Below are 15,185 nucleotides of genomic sequence, written 5' to 3'. Positions count from 1 at the left end.
CCTTCTAGCTAACAACCCTGTGATCACCCAGCGAACTGATCCTGCATACCTCTTCACTCTATAGATCAGATGCTTTTTTACTTTGATAAGTGTACACTTATCAAACTCACATCGGATCTGGACTTACCTTGAAAGATAGCACTGAAAAACGCCGTTGCGGTAACAGAGGCGGCTCAAGGCCGGGCTGTGGTCGCAAGCCCGGTGAGAAAACGCGTCCGGTACGTTTACCTGAATGGTTGTTGGATGCATTAGAAGATATCGATGACCCTCGCCACTGTATTGTCAAAGCTTGCATTGAACATTACGGCATTGAACCTCCTCGAAAGAAAGAGTCACATGACTAAAAAACAGTTTATCGCGCATTTTCTGCGTATGAATCGCAAATCATATATGCTTGCGATTGTTTTCATATTTCTCGTTAACTGGCTTCAAGTCGAAATTCCCCGCTATATTCAACTGTCGATAGACCTGATTGACAGTGCATCTTCAGCCGAGCATCAACAGCTTAAAACGTATGTTGGCATTGTTGTGGTGATGGCTGTATCTATGACGGTGGTTCGAATTTTTTCTCGTATTTATGCGCTTAACCCAGGTCGAATCACTGAGGCTGCATTAAAAAACATTCTTCTGAAAAAGCTGAATCGTTTGCCAAACAGTTTTCATGAAAAGTTTGCGTCGGGAAAACTCATTTCAATTATTAATAATGACCTGAATGGTGTCCGTCTATTTTTTGGTGTCGGTTTTCTGCAGTTTTTTAATGCTTTGCTTGCGCTTTCGTTAACACCTTTATGGATGTGGCGCATCTCACCAGAGCTGACACTTTACTCGGTTATTCCTATCGCAATTGCTTTCGTGATTTTTCGGATTGGCTTTAAGCGGATGAAAAAGCTTCATATGGAGCATATGCATCGCTTGCAAAATCTCTCAGCTCAATTGATGAGTTATTTAACGGGTATTGATTTGATTAAAAGCCAGCAAATGTCGCCTTGGGTGAAAGGCGAAATTGAAAAGCTTAATCAGCAATTACTTCGTTGCCGAATCCAGATCACACGCATACAGGTATATTTTATGCCGGTATTGGATTATGCCAATGATTTGATGAAGATTATGATCCTTGGTCTTGGCGGTTATATGCTGATGAATCAGCAGCTCACGCTTGGTGAAATTACAGCTTTTCTTACCTATTCAGTGTTGCTTGCGATGCCGCTAATGCAATTAGGCCGAATAGCGACCATTTATCAGCGCGGTATGGTTGGCATTGAAAGTGTACAGACCATTTTGAATGCTGAAACGCCAAAAAAAGATGAAGTACTACTTTCTCAATCAGGCGTTGATAAGTTAAAAGCCAAAACCCTCTCAGTTCGAAACTTGAGTTTCAGCTATCAGGGTGAGGAAGCTTTAATTTTAGATAACATCAGCTTTGATATTCCGCCTGGTAAAAAAGTCGGTGTATTGGGGAGTATTGGTGCTGGTAAAACGACGCTAGTGAACTGTCTGAACCACCATCTGGATGTGTCAGAGGGCACTGTTTTTATTGGCGATACAGACGTGACAACGTTCTCTCGTACGGATTTACGCCGTTATATAAAAACAGTGACTCAAGATCCGTATTTATTCTCTGCAACCGTAGAGGAGAATATTCGTTTTGGTAGTCGAGATGCCGATATTGCTAAAGCTCAGGTTGATGAAGTACTGGAACTGAGTCAATTGGCGAGTGATGTTTACCGGTTTGAAAATGGTGATCAGACATTGGTTGGTGAGAAGGGGATTATGCTATCTGGTGGCCAGAAGCAACGCTTGAGTATTGCTCGTGCTTTGCTTGAACCTTGTGATGTGATCATTATGGACAATGTACTGTCGGCCGTAGATTACGAAACCGAACGTAAAATTCTTGAAGGTTTATTTGATCGATTGGATAACCAGTCTGTGCTTGTGGTATCTCATCGTGTCAATGCACTTGAATATATGGATGAAATTATCGTGCTCAATGAAGGGAAGGTTATTGCCAAAGGTAATCACGCCACTCTATTACAAACTTGCCCTTATTATTTTGAAACGTGGCAACTGCAACAGAATGAAACGGAGGCGGCAGCATGTTAAACGGCATTGATGTTAAATATTTAAAGCACTTTTTCAAGTTTGCCAAAAAATACAAAAGCTCCGCAATACTTGGTATTAGCATGCTTCCATTGACTGTGATCACCAGTCTATTGTTCCCTTGGCTAATTATTCAGGTCATTGATGTTCACCTGTCGCAGGGGAATACCGATGGACTGTTGCTATATATTTTCTTCCTGCTCATTGTGCTTATTGCAAACTATGTTGTTGATACAACCTATTCATACAACTTGCGCAAGACCGGTCAGTACACAATTACCGATATGCGTTCGGTGCTTGTTGATCGCGTACTTAAGTTGCCACGTAGTTATTTTGATAACACACCGACAGGGGTAACACTTTCTCGTTTAACGAGTGACTTGGAAACTATTGGTGAGACGTTTATTCAGTCCATTGTTGGATTGGTGAAAGACACGCTCAATACCATCGCGTTACTGGTGATGATGTTATTTATTGACTGGCAGCTGACACTGATCGTCTTGGTTGTTATGCCACCGGTGATGTACTTAACTGTCTATGTTCGTAATCGTCTTCGGGCGTTGTATCAGGTCACACGCTCGACGTTGGCACGTGGTATTGGTTTTTTACAGGAAGTCTTACTAGGAGTGAAAACCGTTCAGCTTTATCGTGCCGAAGAAGAAGTTGAAATTAAATATAAGGGATTTACTGATGAGTTTTTAAAAGCTCAAAAGAAGGTCAATAAATATGACGCCATTTTGTTTGCCTTTATTTCCGGTGTTACCTCAATCACCGTTGCACTGATGATTTGGTATGGTTCCGGGCAAGTCATTCAAGGTACGGTAACTTTGGGTGTATTGATTGCATTTATCAATACATTGGAAAAGGTCTTTGTGCCAATACGGGATTTTACTTCCCAAATTGCATCTATTCAGAGTTCGTTTGCTGCTTTTGACCATATTGAGGAACTCTTTGTTGAACCAACTGAAGAAGAAGGGCGTAACTTACAGCCTGCACATAAGGTTGAAAAACAGCTAAGCGAGTTTGTCAGTCTTGAGTTCAAAAATGTTAGTTTTCGTTACAAAGATGATTCCCCTTATGTACTGAAAAATGTGTCATTTTTTCTAGAAAGAGGGCATCAAATCGCGCTTGTTGGTTCAACAGGCTCTGGCAAGTCGACTATTATGCGCTTGATATCAAAAACGTATCAAGATTACGAAGGCAGTATTCTTTTAAATGGTATCGAGCTTTCTGAAGTGTCAATTGAGGATTGTGCTCATCTATTTTCACTGATGATGCAGGACGTTCATCTGTTTGAAGAGAGTGTGCATTTCAATATTGCTTTGGGCAAGAAGGATATTTCTCGAGAGCAGGTTGAGCAGGCTTCACGGTATGTTTATGCCGATCACTTTATTGAGCAACTTCCTAAAAACTATGACTTCTGTTTGGATAAAAATGGTTCAAACCTTTCAGTAGGTCAGACTCAGTTGATCTCATTTGCTCGTGCTGTTGCACAGGGCGGCCAGGTAATGATGTTGGATGAGGCGACAAGTTCTGTAGACTCCATAACCGAAGATCTGATCCAGAAAGCGATGCAGCGTTTGTTCAAAGAAAAAACGGTGATCGCCATTGCTCACCGTCTAAGCACAGTACGGCACTCAGATATCATTCTAGTACTAGAACAAGGTGAAATAGTTGAAAGGGGTAACCACCAAGAATTGGTCGCCCACAGCGGTATATATGCAGGCTTGCTGAACGAGTCTATTCTGCAAACGGAAGAGCTGAAAGTCGCTGCAACTTAATTTGATAGCAGTTGATGTGGAGGTACATAAACTACTGCAATCCGTTGTCGGCTTTGATGGTTACTATGTTTATTGTGCCTTCAACAGCAATTGCCTGAAAAAGTACTGGGTCATAATCTTGATGGCGACTTAAGTTGTTATTGTCTTGCAGCAGTAGGCGCTAATGCGCCTATCTTTCTTTTTTGTGTTTTTATTGGACATACGTTGTAACACAACATATGATTTTTTTCTGTTCAAAGCACTTAAGTTATTTATAATCCGAAATATCATTGGTAAAGGTTAGTTAGATCTTGATTAAACACTTTTATACAGTCGTTGTGTTATTCGTACTATCGTTTGGTGTAAACACCGCGATAGCACAAGAGCAGGTGACATTTAATAAAGTGGGATATTTACTAACAACGAATGACTGTGAACCGTGTATGGTTAACGGACAGCTCCAAGGTGAGCCCTTAGACATTATTGCTTTAACCCAAGAAGATGATCGCTCGGTTAACAATGAAATGTCTGATGGATATATTCTTAATGCTCTACGACGCATAATGAGTTCTGATCAATATGCTAGTGTTGGAATATCCCCTAATTACGACCTTGTCATGGCATTCTTGCCGCCGCCTTTGCTCGAAATAGCACTAACTTCTGATTCTCTTCCTAAAACACAATCCCACTGGACAAGTCGGGTTTCTGTAAGCCTTTCGCGGCTCTCTGGCTGGAAAGACGGTAACACGTTATACAGCCATAACCACCCCCGCTTTAGCTAACTGACAGCTCCATTAAGGAGCTAATAACTTTTTTAGGTGAAAGTGAGGCGCTTATTGATAGCGTCGGTATTTTCATGTCAGTTCGTGTGAAGTTAAAGGGTGGTTTTTTGTTTAATCATTTTTCAATTCAACCGTTTGAAGAATTTAACGCCTTGAAATGCAGCGTTATATTTATTGCGGTTCTTATTTTAGTACTCCATGTCATTACCACATATTATTGGTCAGAGCCTGAGTGGCGAAACTATGGAATAGCTAAATACAGTATTGAGTCTTTGGTTAATAGTTGTGAAGGGAACTTATCGTCGAGAGTTCTGATCAATTTGATTTCAGGTACCTCTCATCGCGATGAAGTCAGGATACCGGTATGAAAATTTTCGGTAGTGCGTTACTCGGATGCACTTGCTATCAAGCTAGTGACCCTTACGGCATCTTGATGTTTGAGTAATGGCAATTTTATTTTGGTGCTAGGCATGTGCCTAGTGCTGTGTACGTATGTTTTTTATTAACATCGCTATTGATGATGGAGTGGGTTATGCAAGAGATTTTGTTAGCGATCTGGCACCATGACTTTGAGACGTTGCAGCAAGTTAGCTCTTTAAACTGGTTTATATTCTTACTTGCTACTGTTCTATTTCTAGAGTCGAGTTTTGTTTTTTTGCCACTACCTGGCGACAGTTTAGTTTTGTTTGCTGGTGGAATGATAGGGCTTGGTATTTTAGATTTTCATACTACCGTTGCAGTGTTAACCATGGCGGCAGCCATCGGTGGTTATATAGGCTACCTGCAGGGCAGGGTGTTACATAAAACGGCTTTCGTTAGTTGGCTTGAACGAATATTGCCTGATGGAACGTTAGAAAGAGCGCGAGATCTACTGAATAGGTATGGTTTCCTTTCACTGTTTGCTTCTCGCTTTGTCCCTTTTGTTCGAGTTCTGACTCCAATGTTAATGGGCATTGCCAAGCTGAGTGCATGGCGGGTGTTGCTGAGCAATATCGGTAGCTCCTTAATATGGTGTTTATTGCTGTTACTTGCAGGTAAGTGGGTTATGTTGAATCCAATGCTGAGTGACTATCAGGCTATTCTGATCAAAGGGTTAGTGTTTACCAGTTTAATTTTAATGGCCTCAGCGGTTTTTGGTTTGCTATACCGCATGATCCGCACTAAGAATATGGCGACAGCCCCTATTGAAGACAAGGGTAGAGTGCGATGAGTAAGAGTAGTACAGCCATCATGTTCTTGATTTGCCTTGGATGGGTGGCATTTATTTTATTCTATTTCTATGGGATCTTTGTCTTTGAAGATATGCCCGTAGAGTTAGGCCTTGATATATTTCACCTTGACGGGGTGAACGAGGAGCAAGCGGAAGCGCTGTGAGAAGAGTTGATTTTCAAGCCCTTGAGTAAGCAGACCTTGCTCAAGGGTAAGTGGTAGCATTAATTGATATTGATATTGATCGTTTGATTATTTATCTAATGTCGCCATCGATTCGATACAAATTGCATCATGACGCCAGTATTCGAGATCGCAGTCTATTAGGTTATCGTGCTGGTCGTAATTCAAGCGCTCGACCAACATCGCTGGGCTGCCAGCAGTTGCACGAAGATGGTGTGCTGTTTCGCCTAATAAAGAGGTTGTACTCACACGATAACGGGTTTTAGAGTAAATAACCCCATACTCTTGCTGATAGAGTGCCGTTAATGATTCAGTGAAATTCTTTTCTAACAAGCTAGGAAAAAATTTGGGCAAAATAAAGTTGGTGACAACCACAACAGGACGCTCATCAAGAAAGCGTAAACGATCAACACGGTATACTTCAGATAGAGGCGGCACTTGCAGCAGTGATGCAGCGCGGCGACTGGCAGGTATTAATTGCGCGTTTATGAGCTCTGTTTTTGCCTTGCGACCTTGTTCTTCAGCCATTACCGGAAAATTGGTGGTGTAAGTTGGATCATAGGTCAGCGGCTCTGGTGAGACAAACCAACCACGTCGATCTTCACGATACAGTTTTCCTTCGGCTTCTAGCAATGCCAATGACTCTCGCAGCGTGACACGTGTAGTATTAAATGACTCTGCTAATTTTCGTTCGGCGGGTAATTTATTACCTGCGGCAAGAAGGCCAGCATCGATTTGTTCGTTAATGGCTTCCATGATTCTTAAATATTGCACGATTTACCCTATATAAAATGCAGATTCGATTATTACCTTCATCAAGAGTGAAGAGAGTAATCGAATGGGCATTATACCCTATGTATCAATGAATAAACGGTAATAGAACGTTAAAAGACTTCTATTACCGTTTGGTGAATAGCGTGCGAATGACACTAATTGCTAGCGTTTACGCCAAGATTGGGTGTAGCGATCAATCAGTTGGCTTGAGCCGACATGCAGTAATTTCACACTTGCAGCGGTTAACAATATCATTACGGCCATTGCAGCTGCTGGCCCTGTTTGACCCGCATCATCCATGTTTAACACCGATACCGACGCAGGCATGGTGTCAGAGGCGTACAAGAAGACAATGGCAGAGGTTGTGGTCATTGCATTCACGAACATGTAAACCGCAATTTCTAAAATCGCAGGCATACAAACGGGTACGGTAACTTTAAAAAACACTTTGTATTGTGGCATTTTGATTGATGCAGAAATGGCTTCGACTTCAGCAGGTAGCTGCTTCAATGCCGTTAATGCCGTCATATGCCCAACCGTGTAGTAGTGAATTACCGTGTTTATCACCAAGATTGTCATGGTGCCGTATAACACTGATAGTGGGTTGGTCGGACTATTGAAGAAAAAGATATAACCTAAACCCAGTACCATGCCTGGTACTGCCATCGGAATAATCGCAATCATTTGTAGTAAGTTACGCAGTGGCGCAAAGGCGCGGCCTTTCTCAATGCTATAAGCACCAATGAAAATCACCACGGTACCAATGACAGCAACCCATGAAGCCAGTTTGATGGAATTGAAATACGGTGCCCAGCCATAGGTACTGTATTGAGCAAAGTCGTAGTTATTTAAACTGAGGGTTAAGTTCCAAGGCCAGAAGGTAACCAGTGAGCCATAAATAGCCATACCAATAACAGTAAGAATTGATAAGCAAATAACACTACAGAAAACAAAACACAGGCTATCACGCAGTTTATTGGGCTCTGGGCTATAGGCGACTGAACGTGAATCAAACAGTCCTTGCTGTTTTTTCTGTACCCAGCGATCGGCAAAGAAGGCCAGTAAGGCAGGAAGTAGAAGAATAACGCTGGTTACAGCACCCATTGAAAAGTTCTGCTGTCCGACAACCTGCTTGAATATGTCTGTCGCTAATACGTTATAACTACCACCAATGACTTTCGGTACACCAAAGTCACACACAACTAAGGTGAAAACAACGATTAATGCACTGATCAAACCGTACTTAGCTGCGGGTAATGTCACTACAAAGAAAGTCTTAAAAGGAGAGGTATTCAGCGCTTTGGCTGCTTCGTATAAACGCGCATCAGAGGTTTTTAACGAGGTCGTTAAAATCATTACCGCATGAGGAAACGTCCAGAAGATCAAACCAATCGCAATACCAATAGGACCATAAATTGAATGTCCTAACAGTAGGTCTTTAGCAATGCCTTGATTGCCGAAGAGATAAATAAGACTAATAGCTGGCAGCAACGATGGAGCGAGGATCGGGGCTGCACCTAATACACTAAATATCCCTTTGAATGGCATACAACTACGGGTAATCGCATAGGCATAACCAAAAGCCAGCACACCGACACAAACCGTAACGATGGTACCAATGAAGACTGTGTTCTTAAGTGATAACCACAGTGCTGGAGACGCGAAATATTCAGCGAAGTTTGCAAGGCCAACAAAGTCTCCTTGGCTGTTTAGCACACTTTTTTGTAGCATCGCGGCTAAAGGACCAAGCACGAAAAGCCCCATGATAACCATGATAAGTATCAGAATGGWGGCCAAAATTAAGCTATCACGACTTAGTGCATTTTTTAGCATTGCCAGTCGATAAGGTGAAAACGGGTGACGTGTGCTTCTTGCACTTTCATTAGCTAACGTATTCATTCCGGTGTCCATCATGACTGAGCCGCTTGAAAAATGTGAGTATGTTTTTTCGACATATTCACGTAGTGAAAATGGCCACGTTCTAATGCCAGTTCGCGAAGCTCACGAATAGGCACGTCGACTTTAATGCTGTCGCCTTTATATTCACCTTGCAGTTTGCATTCAGCACGTACAAACGTCCCCTGAAACTCTAAGTCATCGATTTGAACGGGGAAGCTTGATTCACTGTGTTCGCCTACCGGCATAAAGTGAAGATCTTCAGGGCGAAGTCCCAATTCAAATTGTTGCCCGCGTACTAACGCATCATCTGGTTTTGGTATAAGCGTTTCACCAATGCGTATTTGACTTTGACTGACGACAGAAGCAGGAATGAAATTCATGTTACCAACGAAGTCGGCGACGAAGCGTGAGGCAGGCTGTTGGTATATCTCTTGTGGGGTGCCTACTTGTTCAATTACGCCGTGATTCATAACAACAATGCGATCGGCCATTGCTAATGCTTCTTCTTGGTCATGGGTGACCATAATAGTGGTGATCCCGAGTTTACGTTGTAAACGGCGGATCTCTTCACGCAGGTGTGAGCGAACTTTTGCGTCCAACGCCGATAATGGCTCGTCAAGTAATAACAGACCAGGTGATAATGCTAAGGCACGAGCAAGTGCAATACGTTGTTGTTGGCCGCCAGAAAGTTGGTTTGGGTATTTAATACCTGAATCGGGTAGGCCGATGGTGTTAAGCCAAGTATTCACAGTATCGGCAACCGTTTTATTGTCTTTACCTTGGTTACGTAAACCAAGTGCAATGTTTTCGGCAACCGTTAAATTTGGAAAAAGAGCATAAGATTGGAATACAATGCCAAAATCACGTTTTTCTGGCGAAAGAAAGGTGATTTCTTTATTGTTTTGAGTGATCTTGCCCGATGAAGCCAGATCTAAACCCGCAATGGCGCGTAGTAATGTTGTTTTACCGCAGCCTGATGGGCCTAAGAAGCAAACGAATTCACCTTTATTGATCTCAAGTGAGATATCTTTTAGTGCGGTGAACTGACCAAATTGTTTGCTGACATTTTCAATCTTCAGATACGTTTCCATGTTAATACTCATTAATTTTGGTATATACCAAAAGTAACGAAGCAGCGTTACACTTCAATGACATACACTTTACGAAAAAAAGACAGGTAAAAATTGGCGTAAATCACACATCCATATAATACTTAACGCATACTGAATATCGGTTTATTTGTCGTTTAAAAATAAGTGATTTGAATAGATAGCCACGAAATAATCTTTTTCAAGTTGATATTCTGAAGCGGAAGAAATTTCATAAGGATTCAATCATGGAAAGAAAAATGCTGATTAGAAACATCTCTTATATGGAGCGTGAGTTATCTGAAATGAAGAAAGAGCTCGCTAAACTTGATGCCCACCAAGAGCAACAAGAGCAGCAGGTACGTCCAAAAGAAATACTATTTTCCCCGACACATTAGTATGTGTGCTTGTATTCTTAGAATGTGCTGTCGTCAATGTTATTGCTGTATGAAAGAATAAAAGCGTGATGATAAAACTATCATCACGCTTTTATCATTTGATGCTTATTGGTAATAAATTATGAGCGAGGTTCAGATTTCGCATCAAACTTATCAGACCATGTTTTTAATACGCCTTCACGGCTTTGTGCCATTTTGCCGAAATCCATATCAACCATCGCGTTTTCTACATCTGGGTAGTTTTTCACTGCGGCTTGAATGTCTTTGTGGCCAACGACTGGATAAAATTCGTTATAAAGCTTGTTGGCTTCTTTTGATATAGACCAATCAACCAACGTTTTCGCCGCATCTGATTGTGTATTTACTAAACCAACCGCTTCAGCTTCCCAGCCTACGCCGCCTTTAGGCATGATGATATCAATCGGTGCACCTTGGGTTTTTAGTGTCGCGCCGCGGATTGCCATTGAAATACCGATAGCGACTTCCCCCATTCCTGCTTGTACACAAGGCTTCGAGCCTGAGTGAGTATAGTGCGCAATATTGTTATCTAGCTTGCTCATATAATCCCAAGCCGCGTCGTCACCCATTGATTGGATCCATGCTGATACCTGCATGTAGCCTGTGCCAGAAGACGCAGGGTTTGGCATTGCGATATGGCCTTTGTATTCAGGCTTCAGTAAATCGTCCCATGTTTCTGGTTTTTGCAGGCCTTGTCGCTCGGCAACGATTTCATTAAAGCAAACGGCGTTAAAGAAAGCATCGTTACCGAACCAGGCTTTATCTTCCTGTGGGTCGACAAGGTTACTACGGACGAGCTCTAGTCCTTTTGGTTCATACGCTTTTAAAACACCTTCATTCTTCAACAGTGCCATAGAAGAACCCGCTAAGCCCCAAACAACATCGGCGCGAGGGTTGCTTTTTTCAGCTAATAGCTTGGCTGTCATAATACCTGTTGAGTCACGTACCCATTTAATTTTGATATCCGGATTTGCTTGTTCAAAGCCGGTTTTAAATTTCGCCAGCATATCCGTTTCAAATGCGGTGTAGACCGTTAGTTCCTCTGCTGCAAAAGCTGAAGACGCGGTCATAGCTGCAAGTGCAGTCAGTGGGGCAATAATCCAACGGTTTTTCATCGTTCTTCTCCATGAATGGTTACGTATCTTAACTGGTCTTTACCAGATGATTTCAATACGAATGATGCTATGCAGTAAATATGACAATTCAATGTGTTGAATATTTCAATTTTCTAACAGTTTTATGGGTGAAATTTGACAGTTTAAATCGCAGCTAAATAAAGGATAAATATAATTTGCGTTCATTATGAAGGTTTTATTAATTCTAATTCTGGGGGGTTTACATGAAACCTGCTCGCTCTTTATAGTGAACTCAATCTGGTATAGTCCAACATTGGAATCGAGAATGGAAAACTTGGATAATCAATATTTGCTACTCACCCCTGGTCCTTTATCAACGAGTCGTACAGTACGAGAAGCGATGCTAAAAGATTGGTGTACATGGGACGATGACTATAACAAAGCTATCGTTGAAGTGATTCGTCAGCAACTGGTTACGCTAGCAACAGATGTTGAAGGTTATACAAGTGTATTGATGCAAGGTAGCGGTACCGCATCAGTTGAAGCGACCATTGGCTCTGTTATACCGCAAGGCGGTAAGTTGCTTGTCATTAATAATGGTGCTTATGGCGAGCGAATCGGGCAAATTGCTCAGTACTTAAATATTGATTATCACGTTGTTGAACTAGGTGAAATAACCCAACCGAGTGCAGGGCAAGTTGCTGACGTTTTAGATAACGACCCTACGATAACCCATGTTGCGATGGTACATTGTGAAACCACCACGGGCATGTTGAACCCTGTTGAAGCAGTTTGTGATGTCGTGAAATCTCGCAATAAGATCATGATCCTTGATGCGATGTCGAGCTTCGGTGGTATCCCACTTGATATTGGTGCACTTGGCATTGATTTTATGATCAGCTCCGCCAATAAATGTATCCAAGGTGTACCGGGCTTCGGTTTTGTTATTGCTAAGCAATCTGAATTGGAAAAATCCCAAGGCATTGCACGTTCGTTATCGCTAGATCTTTATGATCAATGGCACTGCATGGAACATAATCATGGTAAGTGGCGCTTTACCTCTCCAACTCATACAGTACGTGCTTTCCATCAGGCCATGAGCGAATTGCACGAGGAAGGTGGAATTGAGGCTCGCCATCACCGCTACACAACAAATCAGCGTATTCTGGTTGAAGGCATGGAAAAGCTTGGTTTTAAATGCTTACTGGATAAGTCGCTGCATTCGCCAATTATTACCTCTTTTTATTCGCCAACGCATGCTGATTACGATTTTAAGACATTCTATAACCAGCTGAAAGAAAATGGCTTTGTGATTTATCCGGGGAAAGTTTCCAATGCGGATTGTTTCCGAATTGGCAATATTGGTGATGTTCACAACGACGACATGCATCGCTTAATTGACGCGATTGAAGCCTCGATGTACTGGGTAAAGGGATAATTTAATGTCAGATATAAATACGTTAAGCGATCAATCTTTACGCAGCGAAGGGGATACGAATATAACCCCGGCACGTGAAACATGGAAAAGCACGATTTCTGATGTAAAAACGCAACGTATGTTGGAAGAAGACAGCCAATACTTTTTACACCAAGCAATGTCGACGCCTTGCCTTGATGCACTAACGGGGGCTGAAGGGATCTATATTGAAGATGCTGCAGGCAAAAAGTACATGGATTTTCATGGCAACAATGTTCATCAGCTAGGTTATGGTCATCCACATGTGATGAACCGTATCCAAAGACAGTTAGCTGAGTTGCCTTTTTCGCCTCGTCGTTTTACCAACCAAACTGCGATTGATTGTGCGAAGAAGCTGACGGAAATTGCTGGTGGTGATCTTAACCGTGTGCTGTTTGCACCTGGTGGTACGTCTGTTATCGGAATGGCTTTAAAGCTTGCCCGTTATATAACGGGTAACTACAAGGTTGTCTCATTGTGGGATTCATTCCACGGTGCTTCTCTCGATGCTATTTCGGTGGGTGGTGAAGCTTGTTTCCGTGAAGGCATGGGACCGTTAATGGCTGGTGTTGAACGTATTCCGCCAGCTGTAAGCTATCGTGGTGCTTTTCCAACAGAAGACGGCAGCGATGTGCATTATGCCGATTACCTTGAGTATGTGATCGAAAAAGAAGGTGGTATTGGCGCTTTCATTGCTGAAGGTGTGCGCAATACTGACGTGCAAGTACCAAGCAAAGCGTATTGGAAGCGTATTCGCGAAATTTGTGACAAGCACAATGTATTGCTAATCATTGACGATATTCCTAATGGTATGGGGCGTAGCGGTAACTGGTTCACTTACCAAGAGTTTGGTATTGAACCTGACATTTTGTGTATTGGTAAAGGGTTGGGTGGTGGTGTAGTACCTATTGCCGCGATGATCACAAAAGATAAATACAACACAGCATCGCATGTTTCTTTAGGGCATTACACTCATGAAAAAAGCCCGATTGGTTGTGCGGCAGCCCTTGCGACTATCGAAGTAATCGAGCAGCAAAACCTGCTGGCTAAAGTAAAAACCGATGAAGCCTATATGCGAGATCGTCTAGAAGCAATGAAGCAGCGTTACCCAATTATTGGTGACGTGCGTGGCGTCGGTTTATTGTGGGGTGTCGAGTTAGTGACATGCCAAACTGCCAAGACGCGGGCTTTAAAAGAGGCCGAGCAAGTTATGTATCGATGCCTAGCACTAGGGCTGAGCTTTAAAGTGTCACAGGGTAACGTTTTGCAGCTTAGTCCACCACTGATCATTGAACGCAAAGATTTAGATCGCGCTTTAGAAATCGTTGAGCAAGCTATCAGTGAAGTAAACAAGTAAACAAGTAAATAATCCACTAACGAATTTAATGAATAATAGATTCTAGCGCTAAACAAAAAAGCGCTACATGATCTCAATATAAGGGGAATAAAATGACGAAGCATGTTCAGGCAGTAATTTTTGATTGGGCGGGTACGGTTGTTGACTTTGGCTCATTTGCGCCAACCACTATATTTGTAGAGGCATTTCGCCGTGAATATGATTTCGATATTTCATTAGCCGAAGCACGCGTACCTATGGGGCTGGGTAAATGGGATCACATTAAATGTGTGGGTGAAATCCCAGAAGTTGCCGAACGCTGGCTGGCAAAGTTCGGCAAACCTATGGCCAAAGAAGATATCGATAATATCTACCAAACCTTTATGCCATTGCAGGTAGCCAAAGTGGGTGCACACGCCGACTTAATCCCCGGTGCAAAGCATGTGATTGATGATCTTCGTGAACAAGGCATCAAGATTGGTTCTTGTACAGGGTATCCACGGGTAGTTTTAGATGCGCTTATCCCAGCAGCAAAAGCGCATGGTTATAGTCCTGATTGCGCCGTTGCGACAGATGACTTACCTGCTGGTGGGCGTCCAGCACCCTATATGGTATTAAAAAACATGATCGATCTTCAGGTCGATGATGTGAAAGCATGTATTAAAGTTGATGATTCCGTGCCGGGCATTACTGAAGGTTTAAATGCTGGTATGTGGACAGTGGCATTATTACTGTCAGGCAATGAAGCTGGATTAACCCAAGCTGAGTTTGAACAAGCTGATGATGCAATGTTGACCGTATCTCGCGCGAAAGCACAAGATGCATTTGCACACTCAGGTGCGCATTATCAAATCGATACCATTGCCGATTTTCCTGATGTTGTGGCTGATATTGAACGTCGTTTATCTGCAGGCGAACGCCCTTAAGCTTTCGCTTTTCAATCGTATTCAAAATGAAATACATAAGCCCTTTTGTTCACGTATTTACAAAAGGGCTTTTTTGGTGCATCGGAATAACATTAAGCTCCTAAACGGTGCGGTGCATTTGCTTTAATATAAAAAACTTCAATAATAACAACCAATTAAAAAATTAAAACTTCAGGCCTATTA

General features: G+C 42.4%; 14 protein-coding genes. 10 read left to right on the top strand and 4 right to left on the bottom strand.

The window, feature by feature from the left end; all coding sequences use genetic code 11:
• Positions 1-128 precede the first annotated feature (128 nt).
• The 6 genes from L4D09_RS13595 to L4D09_RS13570 all read left to right on the top strand — a co-directional run bounded on the left by L4D09_RS13595 (position 129) and on the right by L4D09_RS13570 (position 6,013).
• Complete coding sequence (locus L4D09_RS13595; RefSeq protein WP_428458050.1) at positions 129-344, top strand: hypothetical protein; 216 nt, start codon at positions 129-131, stop codon at positions 342-344.
• A complete protein-coding gene (locus tag L4D09_RS13590) occupies positions 337-2,100 on the top strand; it encodes an ABC transporter ATP-binding protein (protein ID WP_428458049.1) in 1,764 nt (587 codons plus the stop codon). The genes L4D09_RS13595 and L4D09_RS13590 overlap by 8 nt, the downstream gene beginning before the upstream one ends.
• The gene (locus L4D09_RS13585) at positions 2,094-3,878 is read left to right on the top strand and encodes an ABC transporter ATP-binding protein (protein ID WP_428458048.1); all 1,785 of its coding nucleotides are present in this window, start codon (positions 2,094-2,096) and stop codon (positions 3,876-3,878) included. The genes L4D09_RS13590 and L4D09_RS13585 overlap by 7 nt, the downstream gene beginning before the upstream one ends.
• Positions 3,879-4,168: 290 nt before the next feature.
• A complete protein-coding gene (locus tag L4D09_RS13580; RefSeq protein ID WP_428458047.1) occupies positions 4,169-4,639 on the top strand; it encodes a hypothetical protein in 471 nt (156 codons plus the stop codon).
• Between the two features lie 532 nt (positions 4,640-5,171).
• Positions 5,172-5,849, top strand: coding sequence for a DedA family protein (locus tag L4D09_RS13575; RefSeq protein WP_428458046.1), 678 nt, complete (start codon positions 5,172-5,174; stop codon positions 5,847-5,849).
• Entirely contained in the window at positions 5,846-6,013 is a 168-nt protein-coding gene (locus L4D09_RS13570) for a hypothetical protein (protein ID WP_428458045.1), read from the top strand. The genes L4D09_RS13575 and L4D09_RS13570 overlap by 4 nt, the downstream gene beginning before the upstream one ends.
• A gap of 87 nt (positions 6,014-6,100) precedes the next feature.
• Here the strand turns inward: L4D09_RS13570 and phnR are convergent, their stop codons facing one another.
• The 3 genes from phnR to L4D09_RS13555 form a co-directional block, all read right to left on the bottom strand.
• Positions 6,101-6,805 carry a phosphonate utilization transcriptional regulator PhnR gene (gene phnR / locus L4D09_RS13565; protein WP_428458044.1) on the bottom strand — a complete coding sequence of 235 codons (705 nt, stop codon included), beginning with the start codon at positions 6,803-6,805 and terminating at the stop codon, positions 6,101-6,103.
• A gap of 162 nt (positions 6,806-6,967) precedes the next feature.
• Complete coding sequence (locus tag L4D09_RS13560; protein ID WP_428458116.1) at positions 6,968-8,638, bottom strand: putative 2-aminoethylphosphonate ABC transporter permease subunit; 1,671 nt, start codon at positions 8,636-8,638, stop codon at positions 6,968-6,970.
• A gap of 77 nt (positions 8,639-8,715) precedes the next feature.
• On the bottom strand, positions 8,716-9,807 hold the full coding sequence (locus L4D09_RS13555) for a putative 2-aminoethylphosphonate ABC transporter ATP-binding protein (RefSeq protein WP_428458043.1): 1,092 nt from the start codon (positions 9,805-9,807) through the stop codon (positions 8,716-8,718).
• Positions 9,808-10,040: 233 nt separating this feature from the next.
• Between L4D09_RS13555 and L4D09_RS13550 the strand changes: the two genes are divergently transcribed.
• Complete coding sequence (locus L4D09_RS13550; RefSeq protein ID WP_428458042.1) at positions 10,041-10,190, top strand: hypothetical protein; 150 nt, start codon at positions 10,041-10,043, stop codon at positions 10,188-10,190.
• Positions 10,191-10,309: 119 nt separating this feature from the next.
• Here L4D09_RS13550 and L4D09_RS13545 read toward each other — a convergent pair whose 3' ends face one another.
• Complete coding sequence (locus tag L4D09_RS13545) at positions 10,310-11,323, bottom strand: putative 2-aminoethylphosphonate ABC transporter substrate-binding protein (protein WP_428458041.1); 1,014 nt, start codon at positions 11,321-11,323, stop codon at positions 10,310-10,312.
• Positions 11,324-11,618: 295 nt separating this feature from the next.
• On the opposite strand from L4D09_RS13545, the gene phnW reads away from it, so the two are divergent.
• From phnW to phnX, 3 genes are all read left to right on the top strand, one after another.
• Positions 11,619-12,722, top strand: a complete 1,104-nt coding sequence (phnW, locus tag L4D09_RS13540) for a 2-aminoethylphosphonate--pyruvate transaminase (protein WP_428458115.1) — start codon at positions 11,619-11,621, stop codon at positions 12,720-12,722.
• Positions 12,723-12,726: 4 nt separating this feature from the next.
• Complete coding sequence (locus L4D09_RS13535; RefSeq protein WP_428458040.1) at positions 12,727-14,097, top strand: aspartate aminotransferase family protein; 1,371 nt, start codon at positions 12,727-12,729, stop codon at positions 14,095-14,097.
• A gap of 92 nt (positions 14,098-14,189) precedes the next feature.
• The gene (phnX, locus tag L4D09_RS13530; RefSeq protein WP_428458039.1) at positions 14,190-15,002 is read left to right on the top strand and encodes a phosphonoacetaldehyde hydrolase; all 813 of its coding nucleotides are present in this window, start codon (positions 14,190-14,192) and stop codon (positions 15,000-15,002) included.
• Positions 15,003-15,185: the final 183 nt, after the last annotated feature.

Source organism: Photobacterium makurazakiensis, from assembly GCF_050336715.1.
Taxonomy (GTDB): domain Bacteria; phylum Pseudomonadota; class Gammaproteobacteria; order Enterobacterales; family Vibrionaceae; genus Photobacterium; species Photobacterium makurazakiensis.
Note: the sequence above shows the minus strand (reverse complement) of the source record. Positions and strands in the feature narration are given on the sequence as shown.

Coding starts and splice junctions, on each gene's coding strand:
- L4D09_RS13590 (WP_428458049.1), top strand. CDS start 337: ATGACTAAAAAACAGTTTATCGCGCATTTTCTGCGTATGAATCGCAAA.
- L4D09_RS13585 (WP_428458048.1), top strand. CDS start 2,094: ATGTTAAACGGCATTGATGTTAAATATTTAAAGCACTTTTTCAAGTTT.
- L4D09_RS13575 (WP_428458046.1), top strand. CDS start 5,172: ATGCAAGAGATTTTGTTAGCGATCTGGCACCATGACTTTGAGACGTTG.
- L4D09_RS13570 (WP_428458045.1), top strand. CDS start 5,846: ATGAGTAAGAGTAGTACAGCCATCATGTTCTTGATTTGCCTTGGATGG.
- L4D09_RS13555 (WP_428458043.1), bottom strand. CDS start 9,807: ATGAGTATTAACATGGAAACGTATCTGAAGATTGAAAATGTCAGCAAA.
- L4D09_RS13550 (WP_428458042.1), top strand. CDS start 10,041: ATGGAAAGAAAAATGCTGATTAGAAACATCTCTTATATGGAGCGTGAG.
- L4D09_RS13545 (WP_428458041.1), bottom strand. CDS start 11,323: ATGAAAAACCGTTGGATTATTGCCCCACTGACTGCACTTGCAGCTATG.
- L4D09_RS13535 (WP_428458040.1), top strand. CDS start 12,727: ATGTCAGATATAAATACGTTAAGCGATCAATCTTTACGCAGCGAAGGG.
- phnX (WP_428458039.1), top strand. CDS start 14,190: ATGACGAAGCATGTTCAGGCAGTAATTTTTGATTGGGCGGGTACGGTT.